Raw genomic sequence first — 13,831 nt, forward strand, 5'->3', positions numbered from 1 at the left:
CGGCGTAGCATGACCTCATGCCAGAGCTGAGCCAGCGACGACGTCTGATCGTCCTCGCGATCTGCTGCATGAGCCTGCTGATCGTGAGCCTCGACAACACCGTCCTCAACGTCGCCCTTCCCGCGATGGAGCGCGACCTGCACGCCGACACCTCCGGCCTCCAGTGGACGATCGACGCGTACACCCTCGTCCTCGCCTCCCTTCTGATGCTCGCCGGGTCCACGGCCGACCGGATCGGCCGCAGGAAGGTCTTCCTCGCGGGCCTGGTCGTGTTCTCGCTCGGCTCCCTGCTCTGCTCCCTCGCCCCGAATCTGGAACTGCTCGTCGCGGCCCGCATGGTGCAGGCGGTGGGCGGTTCGATGCTCAACCCGGTCGCCATGTCGATCATCACCAACACGTTCACGGACCCGCGCGAGCGCGCCCGCGCCATCGGCGCGTGGGGCGCGGTCGTCGGCATCTCCATGGCCGCCGGCCCGCTGATCGGCGGCCTGCTGGTGGAGTCGGTCGGCTGGCGCTCCATCTTCTGGGTCAACCTGCCGGTCGGCCTCGCCGCCCTCCTGCTGACCCTGCGCCACGTCCCCGAATCCCGCGCCCCGAAGGCCCGCCGCCCCGACCCGGTCGGCCAGCTCCTCGTCATCGCCCTCTTCGGCTGCCTGACGTACGCGATCATCGAGGCCCCCGAGGCCGGGCTCGGCACCAGCCTGCCCTTCGCGGCGGTGGCCCTGGCCGCCCTCCTCGGGCTCCTGTACTACGAACCCCGCCGCGAGGAACCCCTCGTCGACCTGCGGTTCTTCCGGTCGGCGCCGTTCAGCGGGGCCACCGTGATCGCGATCAGCGCGTTCGCCGCCCTCGGCGGATTCCTGTTCCTCTCCACGCTGTACCTCCAGAACGTCCGCGGCCTCGACGCCCTCCACGCCGGCCTGTGGATGCTGCCGATGGCCCTCCCCACCTTCCTGTGCGCACCCCTGTCCGGGCGGCTCGTCGGCAGCCGGGGGCCACGGGTGCCCCTGTTCGTCGCCGGGCTCGCGATGACGGCGAGCGCGGTGCTGTTCGCCGCCTTCGACGCGGAGACGTCCGACACCACGCTGTTCCTCGGATACGTGCTGTTCGGCATCGGCTTCGGCTTCGTGAACGCGCCGATCACCAACACGGCCGTCTCCGGGATGCCTCGCGCCCAGGCCGGCGTCGCGGCCGCCGTCGCCTCCACCAGCCGGCAGCTCGGCCAGACCCTCGGGGTCGCGGTGATCGGGGCGGTGCTCGCGGCGGGCATCGGGGCGTCGGCGTACCGGGAGACGTTCGTCTCCGCGGCGGTACCGGGGTGGTGGATCCTCGCCGGCTGCGGGGTGGTGGTGCTGGTGGTGGGAGTGCTCAGCAGTGGGGCCTGGGCGCGGCGGACCGCCGCGCGGACGGCCGAACGGCTGGCCTCCCCCGAGGCGCGCGAGGATGCCCGCGTCGGCGCGTGACGCCTGGGGCGCAGTCGCCGCGCGGGGCGCGTGTGGCTGGGTCGGCGCGGGGCGCCCGCTGCCGGGTCGGCGCGGGGCGCGTGACACCTGGGTCGGAGTCGCCGCCCATAACACCTGCGGCCGAGCCGCGTCGGCGCGTAATGCCTGCGGCCGGGTCGGCGCGGGGCGCGTGACACCTGGGTTCGGAGTCACCGCCTGTAACACCTGCGGCCGAGCCGCGTCGGCTCGTGATGCCTGCGGCCGGGTCAGCGCCGGGGCGCATGGCGCCTGCGGCCGGGTCGACGCGGGGCGCGGGTCGGCGCGGGGCGCGTGACACCTGGGTTCGGAGTCGCCGCCCGTGACACCTGCGGCCGAGCCGCGTCGGTGCGTGATGCCCACGGCCGCGCCAGCGCCGGGGCGCATGGCGCCTGCGGCCGGGTCGACGCGGGGCGCATGGCGCCTGCGGCCGGGGCGGCGCCGGGCGCGTGACACCTGGGGTCGAGTCGCCGCCCGTGACCCCTACGGCCGAGTCCCGTCGGCGCGTGACCCCTGCGGCCCGGTCGGGCGTGGGGGCCTGTGCTCGGTCGGCGCGGGCCGTGCGTCGTCGGTCGCGCCCAGGGGCGGGGCCGTGAAGCGACGCGGCCCCCGCCCCTGGGCGGCCACGCTCACGCCAGTGGCGCGGCCGGCGCGGGCCAGTGCTTCAGCAGTGTCTCCTCCACCCTGGGCAGTGCCTTCTGGCCCGCCAGGGCCAGGACGATCGCCGCCAGGACCCCCGCCCAGGCCACGGGGCCCAGGGGGGTGCAGCCGAAGAGTTGGCTCGCCCCCGGGGTCTCGACCAGCGCGAACAGGGCCGCGGCCGAGCCCAGCGACGTGAGACGGACCAAGGGGCTGTCCCGCCGGTCGGCCAGGGTCTGGGCCAGTTGGGTGCCCACCACCGCGCACAGGGCCATCGTCGTCGAGCGGCGGGCCGTGCCGGGGGTGAAGCGGCCGATGAGCCAGGCGACGGTGGCGCCGAGGCAGGTGGTCAGGGCCCGGTGGCGGATCTGGCGGATGAGGGGCGCGCCCAGGAGGGCCGTGCCCAGGGGGGCCTCGGTCTCCGAGTCGGCCTCCTCCTTGGGGGTCACCGCCACCGCCATCGCCGGGAACAGGTCCGTGAAGAGGTTGACCAGGAGCATCTGGCGGGTCGACAGGGGTGCCGAGCCCGACAGGAGGGTGCCGAGGACGCCGAAGCCGACCTCGCCCGCGTTGCCGCCGATGAGGATCGCGATGGCGTCGGCGACGCTGTGCCAGAGGGAACGCCCCTCCTGGACGGCGTCGATGAGGACCGAGAGGTCGTCGCCGGTGACGACGAGGTCGGCGGCGTTGCGGGCGGCGGCCGAACCGCGGGCGCTGATGCCGACGCCGATGTCGGCGGCGCGGATGGCGGCGGCGTCGTTGGCGCCGTCGCCGACCATGCCGACGACCCGGCCGGCATCCCTGAGCGCCTCGACGACCTGGAGTTTCTGCTCGGGCGCGACCCGGGCCACGATGTCGGCGTCGCGGAGCATGCGGGAGCGGACGGAGCGGTCGGCGGCGGCCAGTTCGTCGCCGGTGACCACGTTCGCGTCGTCCGGCCAGCCCAGTCCGACCGCGATGGCGTGGGCGGTCCGCGGATGGTCGCCGGTCAGCACGACGGGCCGTACGCCCGCCTCGCGCAGCCCGCGGACCAGGGCCGGGGAGGTCTCGCGCGCCACGTCGGCGAGGCCCACGAGCCCGGTGAACTCCAGGTCGGCCAGGGGCGCCGCGAGGGCGTCCGCCGCCTGCTCGCCGTCCGCCAGGGGACGTCGGGCCACCGCCAGGACGCGCAGCCCGTCGGCGGCGAGGGACTGGGAGCTGTCGTGGATGTGGGAGGCCAGTCCGGCGCACGTGGACAGGACCGTCTCGGGGGCGCCCTTGACGACCAGGACCGGTGAACCGTCGGCGGCGCGGCCGACCGCCGCCGCGTAGCCTCGGCCGGCCTCGAAGGGCAGGCCCTCGCTCTGCCGCCAGTCGGGATCCGGGCCGGCGGCGTCCAGCACCGCCTCGTCGGTGGCGTGGACCGGGTGGTGGGCGTCGCCGTCGAGGCGGGGACAGGCCCGGGCCGCGGCGCGCAGGGTGTCGGCGGCGGCCGGATCGTCGGGGGTGTGCACCGTGCCGTCCGGGCCGGCCACCCGGACCAGGCGCAGCCGGTTCTCCGTCAGGGTGCCGGTCTTGTCGAAGCAGATGGTGTCCATCCGGCCCAGCGCCTCCAGCGTGCGCGGGGTGCGGACGAGGAGGCCGCGGCTGCTGAGCCGGCGGGCGGCGGCGAGCTGCGCGACCGTGGCGACCAGGGGCAGCCCCTCGGGTACGGCGGCCACGGCGACGGCGACCCCGCCGCTCACCGCGCGGCGGATCGGGGTGCCCCGCAGCAGCGCCAGGCCGGTCACGGCGGCGCCGCCCGCCAGGGTCAACGGCATGGCCTTGCGGGTGAGTTCCTGGAGACGGGCCTGGACTCCGGCGGCGGCCGGGATGCGGGCGGCGAGGGAGACCGCTCGGGCGGCCTCGGTCCGGTCGCCGGTGTCGACGACGACGGCCTGGGCGCGCCCGGCCACCACGGTCGTCCCCTCGAAGACCATGCAGTGCCGTTCCGCCACGGGTGCGCTCGGGGTGGGGTCCACGGCCTTGCCGACCGGCAGGGACTCGCCGGTCAGCGCCGACTCGTCGACCTCCAGGCCGTCCTCCCACAGCAGGCGGGCGTCGGCGGGCACCACGTCGTCGGTCTTGAGGTCGATGACGTGGCCGGGGGCGAGCTTGGCGGCGTCGACCACGTGGGTGGTCCTGTCGTCGTCGGCGACCCGCGCCTTCTGTTTCTGGCCGGCGACCAGCCCGGACAGGGCGCGCTCGGCCCGCAGCCGCTGGAAGCCCCCGACCAGGGCGTTCAGATCGAGGGCGCCGACGACCAGCAGGGCGTCCACGACCGAGCCGAGGATCGCGGACGCCGCCGAGCCGACGACCAGCACCGGGGTCAGCGGGTCGTCCAGCTCGCCGCGTACGGCCCGGGCGAGCTGCCCCGACCAGCGCGCGGGCGCCAGGACGGGAAGTCGTACGACCCTGTCGGCGGCCGTGCGTACACGGGCCGCGGCCCGTTCGGCGGAGGTCGGTTCCGGGGGTGCCTCGCGCTCCAGCCGGTCCCGCACGTCGTCCGGGTCCAGGGCGTGCCAGGCGACCCGGGGGCGGGGGTGCGGCGGGCGGGCCAGGGCCACGCCGAGCGCCGTGCGCGCCCCGGTCAGCAGGGCCGCCGCGGCGGCCGCGTCGACGGGCGCGTGCCGCAGGCCCGGCAGTGGGGAACCGGGGCGCCGGCGGGACTCGCCGACGGCCACGAGCAGACCCGACAGCGCGGCGCCGGACCGGGCCAGGGTCTGCGACCGGCCGCCGACGCCGCGGGCCGCCGGCACGGCGGTCAGCAGCCGCCACACGTCCGCGAGGCCGTGCGGGGCGAGGACGTCCGCGCCCCACACCACCTGGCCTTCCTCGTCGGTGAGGGCGACGGCCACATCCCCGCGCAGCAGACCGGCGGTGACGTCCGCGTCGCCCCCCGGGCGGGGGCGGGCGACGGTGACGACACCGCCCTCGCCCCGCAGCCCGTCGACCACCTCGCCCAACGGGCGGTCCGCGCCCACCACCTGGTCGGCCAGGCCGGTGAAGTCGGCCAGCGCGGGGTCGTCGACGACCACGATGCGCAGGCCGGCCCGACGGGCGGCGTCCAGGACGGGCTCGGTCCACGGATCGGCGCCCGCGCCGGGCTTCCGGAGCGCGCTGGGGTGCAGGACGACCGTCCCGGCCGTCTCCAGCTGCCGCAGCCGGTCGGGATCGCGCACCAGGACGCCCTGGCGGCACAGGGCGCCGCTGAGGGCGGCGTGGAAGACGGCGGGGCCGTACCGCGCCGCCTTCGGGGAACCGGCCAGGACGGCCTCCGCCGACTCGGCGAGGTCGTGCTTGACGAGCAGCGTCGCCGCCGCGCCCAGGACACTGCCGGTCGAGGCGTGGGCGGCGTACTCCTGGGCCGGGGAGGTGCGCAGCGGCGGGCGTGCGGACGGATCGGCGGGCACGCTGTGCCGGTGCGGCGCGCACAGCTCGTCGTGCACGGTCTCGAAGGCGGCCGTCCGCACCAGCGCCTCCGCGAGCTGGCCGACGCGCAGCACCCCGTCGAGGACCAGTGAGGTGGGGCTCTGCCCGGCGCCGTGCACGGCCGCGTTCGCGACGGCCAGGACGACCTCCATGCGGGCGTTGCCCAGCCGGGCCCGCAGCCAGGAGCGGAAGCGGGGGTTCTCACGCAGCAGCGTGACGACGGCGGTCACCAGACGCGGCGAGGCCGGCAGCCGCATCGCGGATCCGGCCAGCGCGGCCACGGCACCCACCGCGTCGGCCGCGAGGGTTTCGGCGGCGATCCGCACGGATGCCGGATCGCCGGGGTGCCCGAGGTCCTCCACGTCGTCCCCGGCGGGCTCCAGGCCATGCCGTTCCGCCAGCGCCGCCGCCCGCTCCACGACGCTGTCGCCGACGGCCTCCTCGACCGCCACCACGACCAGCCGCGCCAGGCCGCTGTCCCAGTAGGCGAGGGCGACGTCCGGGTGCTCGGCGAGAGCGGCGGCCACCCGACGGGCGCGGTGTTCGAGGGGGTGCGGGGCGGGCTCGTCGTCCGGCCGGCCCGGGTCCCGGGGGCCGGCCTCGCGCAGGACCAGGTGGGCGCGGGTGCCGGCGCGCCAGTCGGCGGAGCCGCCCGGCAGGGCGGCGCGGCCGACCCGGGCCATGCGCAGGGCGGAGTCCGCGGCCCGGACGCCGGCCCTGGCGGTACCCGCGACGGCCCCGGCGGCGACCCCCACCGCGGGGGCCGTACCGCGGGCGAGCAGGCGCGGTCCGGCCAGAACCAGACCGGCGGCGGCCGCCGTGGGGCGGGTGAGGATTCCCGCGGCCATCACTCGCCCTCAGCGCCTCGTCCGGCACGCGGCGGCGCCGCGTGGTGCGTGGGCAGCCTGTCCGAGGGGGTCGCGGGTGCCGGCGTGCCCTCCGCCGCGGCGGCCGCCGACTGCCTGGCGAGGACCTTCGGCGTGGGCGGCGTGCCGGACGCCTCGCCCTCGGTACGGCTTCCGGTCCCCCTCGGGCCCGCGGCGTCGGCGCCCGTACCCGCGGCGTCGCCCTCCGGTCGCGGTCGGGGCTGGGTCAGCCAGGCCACGGCCGCTCCGGTGACCGCGACGGGCCACTCCACGACCCCCGCGACGCCGAGCACGCCCGCGCCGGTGTAGACGGCGAGCCGTCGCCCGCGCGGGGACACCGCGCCGACCTTGTCGAGCGCGCCCTCGGCGGCCCGGCCGACCGTGCCGGCGCCGGGCACCCTGCTCAGCACCGAGACGGCCGCGCGCAGCGGCTGGGGGAGGTCCCGCGTCGACTTCGACTGCTGCTCGGTCCCGGTCATGACTCTCACTCCTCGGGTCGGCCCACTCTCGACCGCCCGAGTTCCCGCACCGCGGACACTCATCCGCGGCGGAGCGCTCCGGTCCTCGGTTCCCGCTGGTCCGGGGATTCGGGGTTCAGGGTCGGGGTCCGGGATCCGGGTCCGGAGATCCGGGTCCGGGGTTCAGGGTAGGGATCCGGGTCCGGGGATCCGGGGTCCGGTCCAGTCCCCGGTCCCCGTCCCGCTCCCGCTCCCGCTCCACCGCGAGCGCGTGCAGGCGCTCCAGCCGTACATGCGACTCGACGATCAGCGGGGATCCACCGGGCGCCGGGCAACTCACAGGGGCGGGTTCCCCGTTGACGTCGGTCATGCTGCACACTCCTTGCTGCGTCGGCCCAGCTTCTGGAGGCAGCATGTTGGAGATCAACACGAGCAAGGTGAGCCGGTGGGACCAGCACGGGCGCGAGCACGTCGTCCGGGTCCAGCGGGCGGCACTCCAGCGCACGATCAGCTGCGACACGTGCGGCTGGCGCCAGGGGGCGCAGTTCCTGCCCTGGCTGAAGGCGCAGGAGCACCTGGCGCAGGCCCACCAGGCGACCGTGGACCCGGCGGGCGGCTGAGCCGCGTCGTCACCTTCCGCCCTGCCGGACGGCGTCCGGCACGCACTCCCACCGCGCCGGGCGAAGCCCGCGTACGTCCGCGTACGTCCGCGTACGTCCGCGTCCGGTTCGAGGCCTTCCGCCCGGCCACCCGGCAGGACGCACCGGCCGCCGCCCGGCCCGCCGTGCGGGCGGACGACGGGGAGGTGACGACCTGGCCTAACCGGCCGCGAGGCCCCTCAGCAGCAGCTCGACCACGGCCTCGAACTCGCCCTGCGCGCCCGGCCGTTCCCACTCCCGCGCGTAGCAGGGGTCGTGGAAGCGACCCGTGGCGTGGAACAGGGCGCGGGCCTCCGTCTCCGTCGGGCCGGGGACGGTGAAGACGCCGCTGTCGACGCCGGCCCGCACGATCCGGGTGAGCTGGCCGAGGAGGTCGGCGACGTGCTCGGCGACCGCCCCGCCGTTCTCGTCGGTGAGCACCATGTACGTGGCGAACAGCTCGGGGTCGTCGCCCGCCTTGCGGCGCTTGGCCTCGAAGAGGGTCGCGAGCCAGTCGCGGAGGCGGGCGGCGGGGTCGCGGCCCTCGTCGGCGGCGATGCCGGCCAGCGACTCGGACGTACGGTCCAGCCACCGCTTCGTGACCGCTTCGCGCAGCGCCGCCTTGGTGCGGAAGTGGCGGTAGACGCTGCCGTGGCTGACGCCGAGCGCGCGGGCCACGTCGACCACGGTCGCCTTGGCCGGGCCGTGGCGGCGCAGCACCTCCTCGGTGGCTTCGAGGATGCGCTCGGCGGTCAGGGTCTCGGGGGTCGGTGCCATGGTCAGACCGTACCCGGGGCGGGGGTCACCGCTCGCTGTCGAGGTGGGCCATCGCGGCGGCCGCGTACCGCTCGCCGGCGGCGGCGTCGGCGGGGACGGCCGCCTCGATCGCGGTGAGGTCGGCGGCGTCGAGGACGACGTCCAGCGCGCCGAGCGACTCCGCGAGCCGCTCCCGGGTGCGGGCGCCGATCAGCGGGACGATGTCCTCGCCCTGGGCGAGGACCCAGGCGATGGCGATCTGCGCGACGGAGACGCCCTTCTGCTCGGCGATCCTCCGCAGCGCGTCCACGAGGGCGAGGTTGTGCCGGAGGTTGTCGCCCTGGAAGCGGGGTGAGTGGGCCCGGAAGTCGTTGGCGGCGAGCTGCCGGTCGGCGGTGAAGTGGCCGGAGATCAGGCCGCGGGACAGGACGCCGTACGCCGTGATGGAGATGCCCAGCTCACGGGTGGTGGGCAGGATCGACTTCTCGATGCCGCGGGAGATGAGCGCGTACTCGATCTGGAGGTCGGCGATGGGCGCGGTGGCGGCGGCCCGGCGGATCGTCCCGGCGCCGACCTCGCTGAGGCCGATGTGCCGGACGTACCCCTGCTCGACGAGTTCGGCGATCGCGCCGACGGTCTCCTCGATGGGGACGGCCGGGTCGAGCCGGGCGATGCGGTAGATGTCGATGTGGTCGACGCCGAGGCGCTGGAGGGAGTAGGCGGCGAAGTTCCGCACCGCCTCGGGGCGGCCGTCGTAGCCGGACCAGGCGCCGTCCGGGCCTCGCAGGGCGCCGAACTTCACGCTGGTCAGGGCCTGTTCGCGGCGGGCGGCGGGGGCGGTGCGCAGGGCCTCGCCGATCAGCAGCTCGTTGTGGCCCATGCCGTAGAAGTCGCCGGTGTCCAGCAGGGTCACGCCGGCCTCCAGAGCGGCGTGGATGGTGGCGATGGACTCGCGCCGGTCCGCGTCGCCGTACAACGCGGACATCCCCATGCAGCCGAGGCCGAGGGCGGAGACCTGGGGGCCGGTGGTTCCGAGGGTGCGGGTGTGCGTGGTCGTGTTCTCCATGTGCGCCACCATGCCATGACAGCTGACAGATTTCAATATCTGTCAGTCCATACCTGTCACCACTCCGGGCCGCCGCTCCGCACCGACGCGTCGCAGACCCCCCCGCACCGACCTTCCGGCCTTCCGGGCGCCACGGCAACGCGAAGCCCCCGGCTCCCAAGAAGGGAACCGGGGGCTTCGGCGGCGGGTGCGGCTCAGGCGCCGATCAGACGGGCGGCCAGGTAGCCCTCGATCTGGTCGAGCGAGACGCGCTCCTGCTTCATCGAGTCACGCTCGCGCACGGTGACCGCGTTGTCCTCGAGCGTGTCGAAGTCGACGGTCACGCAGTACGGCGTGCCGATCTCGTCCTGACGGCGGTAGCGGCGGCCGATCGCGCCCGCGTCGTCGAAGTCGATGTTCCAGTTCTGCCGCAGCGCCTGGGCGAGACCCTTGGCCTTGGGCGAGAGCTCCGGGTTGCGGGACAGCGGCAGCACCGCGACCTTCACCGGGGCGAGGCGGTGGTCGAGGCGCAGCACCGTGCGCTTCTCCAGCTTGCCCTTGGCGTTGGGCGCCTCGTCCTCGATGTAGGCGTCGAGCAGGAACGCCAGCATCGCGCGGCCGACACCGGCCGCGGGCTCGATGACGTACGGCGTCCAGCGCTCCTGGGCCTCCTGGTCGAAGTAGGAGAGGTCCTGGCCGGAGGCCTTGGAGTGGGCGCCGAGGTCGTAGTCGGTGCGGTTGGCGACGCCCTCCAGCTCGCCCCACTCGTTGCCGCCGAACTGGAAGCGGTACTCGATGTCGGCGGTGCGCTTGGAGTAGTGGGAGAGCTTCTCCTTCGGGTGCTCGAACCACCGCATGTTCTCTTCACGCATGCCGAGGCCGGTGTACCAGTTCCAGCGCTGCTCCATCCAGTACTCCTGCCACTGCTCGTCCTCGCCCGGCTTGACGAAGAACTCCATCTCCATCTGCTCGAACTCGCGAGTGCGGAAGATGAAGTTGCCGGGCGTGATCTCGTTGCGGAAGGACTTGCCCATCTGGGCGATTCCGAACGGCGGCTTGCGGCGCGAAGTGGTCTGCACCTGGGCGAAGTTGGTGAAGATGCCCTGGGCGGTCTCGGGGCGCAGGTAGGCGACGGAGCCGGTGTCCTGGGTGGGGCCGAGGTGGGTGGAGAGCAGACCCGAGAACTGCTTGGGCTCGGTGAACTGGCCCTTGTTGCCGCAGTTGGGGCAGTTCACGTCCGCCAGGCCGTTCTCCGGCAGGCGCTTGTGCTTGGCCTCGTAGGCCTCCTCCAAGTGGTCCGCGCGGAACCGCTTGTGGCACGAGGTGCACTCGGTGAGCGGGTCGGAGAAGGTGGCGACATGGCCGGAGGCGACCCAGACCTCGGGGGCCAGGATGACGGACGAGTCGATGCCGACCACGTCCTCGCGCGACGTCACCATGTAGCGCCACCACTGGCGCTTCAGGTTCTCCTTCAGCTCGACACCCAGCGGTCCGTAGTCCCAAGCGGCCTTCTGGCCGCCGTAGATCTCACTACAGGGGAATACGAAGCCCCGGCGCTTGCTCAGGCTGACGATGGTGTCGATCTTGTCGGCGGCCACGGTGCTCTCTTCATAACGACGACGGGCGACGAAGCGGAGATGCTTCCAGCGAATTGCCTCAGGGTACCGGCGAGGGCTCCCCCTCGACCAAATCGGTGCCCGTCCACGGGCCCAGGGGAGGCCGGCGGAGCGTCCCGGACACCCTCACCGCGCCCTTGCCCCAGTCCTTACCGTCGGCTTTGTTGACAACGGTTTCCATATTTGTTGAAAATGACTGTCATGAACGTACGACGACACCACATATCCGCGGCAGCCGTCGCGGCCGCCACCGCCCTCGGTCTGGGAACCCTCTCCGCCTGCTCGACCGACAGCGCGGCCGCCGGCGGCTCGGGCAGGTTCGACGTCGTCGCGTCGTTCTACCCGATGGCCTTCCTCGCCGAGCGGATAGGCGGCGACCACGTGAAGGTCACCAGCCTGACCGAGCCGGGCCAGGAACCGCACGACCTGGAGATCAGCGCCCAGCAGCGCACCCAGCTGGAGAAGTCCGACGCGGCCCTCTACCTCAAGGGCCTCCAGCCCTCCGTCGACGAGGCCGTCACCCAGTCCGGGATCAAGACGAAGATCGACGCCGCGACCCTCACCACGCTGGAGGAGCACGGCAGCGAGGTCGGCGGCCACGCGGCCGAGCACGACGACGAACACGAGCACGAGGAAGCCGGCGGCAAGGACCCCCACATCTGGCTCGACCCGGTGAAGTACGCCGAGGTCGCCGAGGGCGTCGGCAAGGCCTTCGAGAAGGCCGACCCGGACCACGCCGCCGACTACCGGAAGAACACCGCGGACCTTGTCGCGGAACTCGGCGCGCTGAACACCGAGTTCAAGAACGGCCTGGCGGCCACCAGGACCAAGGTCTTCATCACCACGCACGCCGCCTTCGGCTACCTCGCCGAGCGCTACGGTCTGACCGAGGAGGCCATCAGCGGCCTCGACCCCGAGTCGGAGCCCAGCGCCGCGCGCGTCAAGGAGCTTGAGAAGATGGCCAAGGCCGACGGCGTCACCACCGTGTTCTACGAGACGCTCGTCAGCGACAAGACCGCCAAGACCATAGCCGGTGACGCGAACCTCAGGACGGACGTCCTCGATCCCATCGAGGGCATCACCGAGAAGTCCCGCGGCACGGACTACTTCGCGGTCCAGAAGGCGAACCTCAAGGCCCTGCGGACGGCCCTGGGAACCACATGAACTTCACGGAGGGCGTGATGGACACCAAGAGCGAGCCCGTCATTTCGCTGCGCGGTGTCGGCGCCGAACTGGGCTCGCGCCCCGTCCTGCGCGGCATCGACCTCACCGTGCACCGCGGTGAGGTCGTCGCCCTGCTCGGCGCCAACGGCTCCGGCAAGTCGACCGCCGTACGCGGCATCATCGGCCAGGTGCCGCTCAGCGCCGGGCGCATCGAGCTGTTCGGCACCGACCGGCGGCGGTTCCGGGACTGGCGGCGCCTCGGCTACGTACCGCAGCGCACCACGGCCGCGGGCGGCGTCCCGGCGACCGTCACCGAGGTCGTGTCCTCGGGGCGGCTGTCCCGGGCCCGCTTCGGCGTCCTGCGCAAGGCCGACCGCGAGGCCGTACGCCGCGCGCTGGGCCTCGTCGGCATGGCCGACCGCGCCAGGGACTCCGTCGACGCCCTCTCCGGCGGCCAGCACCAGCGGGTGCTGATCGCCCGCGCGCTCGCCGCCGAACCCGAGCTGCTGATCATGGACGAACCCATGGCGGGCGTCGACCTGGCCAGCCAGGAGGTCCTGGCCGAGACGCTGCGCGAGCAGGTCGCCCAGGGCACCACCGTCCTGCTCGTCCTGCACGAACTGGGCCCCCTGGAGCCCCTCATCGACCGGGCCGTCGTCCTGCGCGACGGCTGCGTCACCCACGACGGCCCGCCGCCGCGGGCGCTCGGCCAGCACGCGCTGCCCGGCCACGACCACGTACACCCGCACGCTCCGGCGGGCACCGAACCGATCCGCACGGGACTGCTGAGCTGATGGACTTCCTCGACTACGCCTTCATGCAGCGGGCGCTGCTCGCCGCCGTCCTGGTCGGCATCACCGCCCCCGCCGTCGGCATCTACCTCGTCCAGCGCCGCCAGGCCCTGATGGGCGACGGCATCGGCCACGTCGCCATGACCGGTGTGGGCCTCGGCTTCCTGCTGTCCTGGTCCCCGGTCTGGATGGCCACCGCCGTCTCCGTCCTCGGCGCGGTCCTGATGGAGCTGATCCGCTGGTACGGCAGGACCCGCGGCGACATCGCCCTCGCCATGCTCTTCTACGGCGGCATGGCTGGCGGCGTGATGTTCATCAACCTCGCCCCGACCGGCTCCAACGCCAACCTGACCTCGTACCTCTTCGGCTCGCTGTCGACGGTGTCCGAGTCGGACGTGACCGCGATCTGCGGCCTCGCGGCCTTCGTGGTCCTGGTCACCGTCGGACTGCGCCGGCAGCTGTTCGCCGTCAGCCAGGACGAGGAGTTCGCCCGGGTCACCGGGCTGCCGGTGCGCGCCCTGAACCTACTGACGGCGATCACCGCCGCGGTCACCGTCACCGTCGCCATGCGGGTCGTCGGCCTGCTGCTGGTGTCCGCGCTGATGGTGGTGCCGGTGGCGGCGGCCCAGCAGCTCAGCCGCAGTTTCGCGGCGACCTTCGCCATCGCCGTCGCGATCGGCGTCAGCGTGACCATCGGCGGCACGGTCACGTCGTACTACCAGGACGTCCCGCCGGGCGCCACGATCGTGCTGCTGACCATCGGCGCGTTCGTCGTGCTGACCGCGCTGGCCGCCCCGCTGGCCCGGCGGCGCGCCCGCGCCGCCGCCGCCGCGCACCCCGCCGGAGACCCGGCCGAGTGTGCGATTCCGGCCAGCCGCCGGTCCGGCGACGGAGTCGGCGTCTGACCACGCACAGCCCGGCCTGGCACAA

Annotated in this window: 10 protein-coding genes; 5 read left to right on the forward strand and 5 right to left on the reverse strand. The window is 74.2% G+C overall.

Annotated elements, in window-relative coordinates; all coding sequences use genetic code 11:
• Positions 1 to 17: 17 nt before the first annotated feature.
• The gene (locus ACFYO5_RS03670) at positions 18 to 1,463 is read left to right on the forward strand and encodes an MFS transporter (protein ID WP_388703768.1); all 1,446 of its coding nucleotides are present in this window, start codon (positions 18 to 20) and stop codon (positions 1,461 to 1,463) included.
• Positions 1,464 to 2,107: 644 nt separating this feature from the next.
• On the opposite strand, the gene ACFYO5_RS03675 is transcribed toward ACFYO5_RS03670, so the two are convergent.
• Both ACFYO5_RS03675 and ACFYO5_RS03680 read right to left on the reverse strand, forming a co-directional pair.
• Positions 2,108 to 6,415, reverse strand: a complete 4,308-nt coding sequence (locus ACFYO5_RS03675; protein WP_388703770.1) for an HAD-IC family P-type ATPase — start codon at positions 6,413 to 6,415, stop codon at positions 2,108 to 2,110.
• The gene (locus ACFYO5_RS03680; RefSeq protein ID WP_388703773.1) at positions 6,415 to 6,912 is read right to left on the reverse strand and encodes a hypothetical protein; all 498 of its coding nucleotides are present in this window, start codon (positions 6,910 to 6,912) and stop codon (positions 6,415 to 6,417) included. Before ACFYO5_RS03680 ends, ACFYO5_RS03675 begins: the two co-directional genes overlap by 1 nt.
• Positions 6,913 to 7,304: 392 nt before the next feature.
• Here ACFYO5_RS03680 and ACFYO5_RS03685 point away from each other — a divergent pair, with 392 nt between their 5' ends.
• Positions 7,305 to 7,511, forward strand: a complete 207-nt coding sequence (locus tag ACFYO5_RS03685) for a hypothetical protein (RefSeq protein WP_388703775.1) — start codon at positions 7,305 to 7,307, stop codon at positions 7,509 to 7,511.
• Between the two features lie 198 nt (positions 7,512 to 7,709).
• Here ACFYO5_RS03685 and ACFYO5_RS03690 read toward each other — a convergent pair whose 3' ends face one another.
• From ACFYO5_RS03690 to ACFYO5_RS03700, 3 genes are all read right to left on the reverse strand, one after another.
• The gene (locus ACFYO5_RS03690) at positions 7,710 to 8,306 is read right to left on the reverse strand and encodes a TetR family transcriptional regulator (protein WP_388703777.1); all 597 of its coding nucleotides are present in this window, start codon (positions 8,304 to 8,306) and stop codon (positions 7,710 to 7,712) included.
• Positions 8,307 to 8,331: 25 nt separating this feature from the next.
• Positions 8,332 to 9,351, reverse strand: a complete 1,020-nt coding sequence (locus ACFYO5_RS03695) for an aldo/keto reductase (RefSeq protein WP_388703780.1) — start codon at positions 9,349 to 9,351, stop codon at positions 8,332 to 8,334.
• Positions 9,352 to 9,545: 194 nt separating this feature from the next.
• Entirely contained in the window at positions 9,546 to 10,928 is a 1,383-nt protein-coding gene (locus ACFYO5_RS03700) for a glycine--tRNA ligase (protein WP_356559660.1), read from the reverse strand.
• Positions 10,929 to 11,147: 219 nt separating this feature from the next.
• On the opposite strand from ACFYO5_RS03700, the gene ACFYO5_RS03705 reads away from it, so the two are divergent.
• Genes ACFYO5_RS03705 through ACFYO5_RS03715 form a run of 3 tightly spaced genes read left to right on the forward strand, consistent with a single transcriptional unit; the run spans position 11,148 to position 13,806 of the window.
• Positions 11,148 to 12,110: a metal ABC transporter substrate-binding protein gene (locus ACFYO5_RS03705; protein WP_388703783.1), complete on the forward strand. Its 963-nt coding sequence runs from the start codon at positions 11,148 to 11,150 to the stop codon at positions 12,108 to 12,110.
• Positions 12,107 to 12,904 (forward strand): metal ABC transporter ATP-binding protein, encoded by a 798-nt coding sequence (locus tag ACFYO5_RS03710; protein WP_388703786.1) that lies wholly within the window; start codon positions 12,107 to 12,109, stop codon positions 12,902 to 12,904. Before ACFYO5_RS03705 ends, ACFYO5_RS03710 begins: the two co-directional genes overlap by 4 nt.
• Positions 12,904 to 13,806, forward strand: coding sequence for a metal ABC transporter permease (locus ACFYO5_RS03715; protein ID WP_356559663.1), 903 nt, complete (start codon positions 12,904 to 12,906; stop codon positions 13,804 to 13,806). Before ACFYO5_RS03710 ends, ACFYO5_RS03715 begins: the two co-directional genes overlap by 1 nt.
• Positions 13,807 to 13,831: the final 25 nt, after the last annotated feature.

Source organism: Streptomyces sp. NPDC006259, assembly GCF_042870975.1.
Lineage (GTDB): Bacteria > Actinomycetota > Actinomycetes > Streptomycetales > Streptomycetaceae > Streptomyces.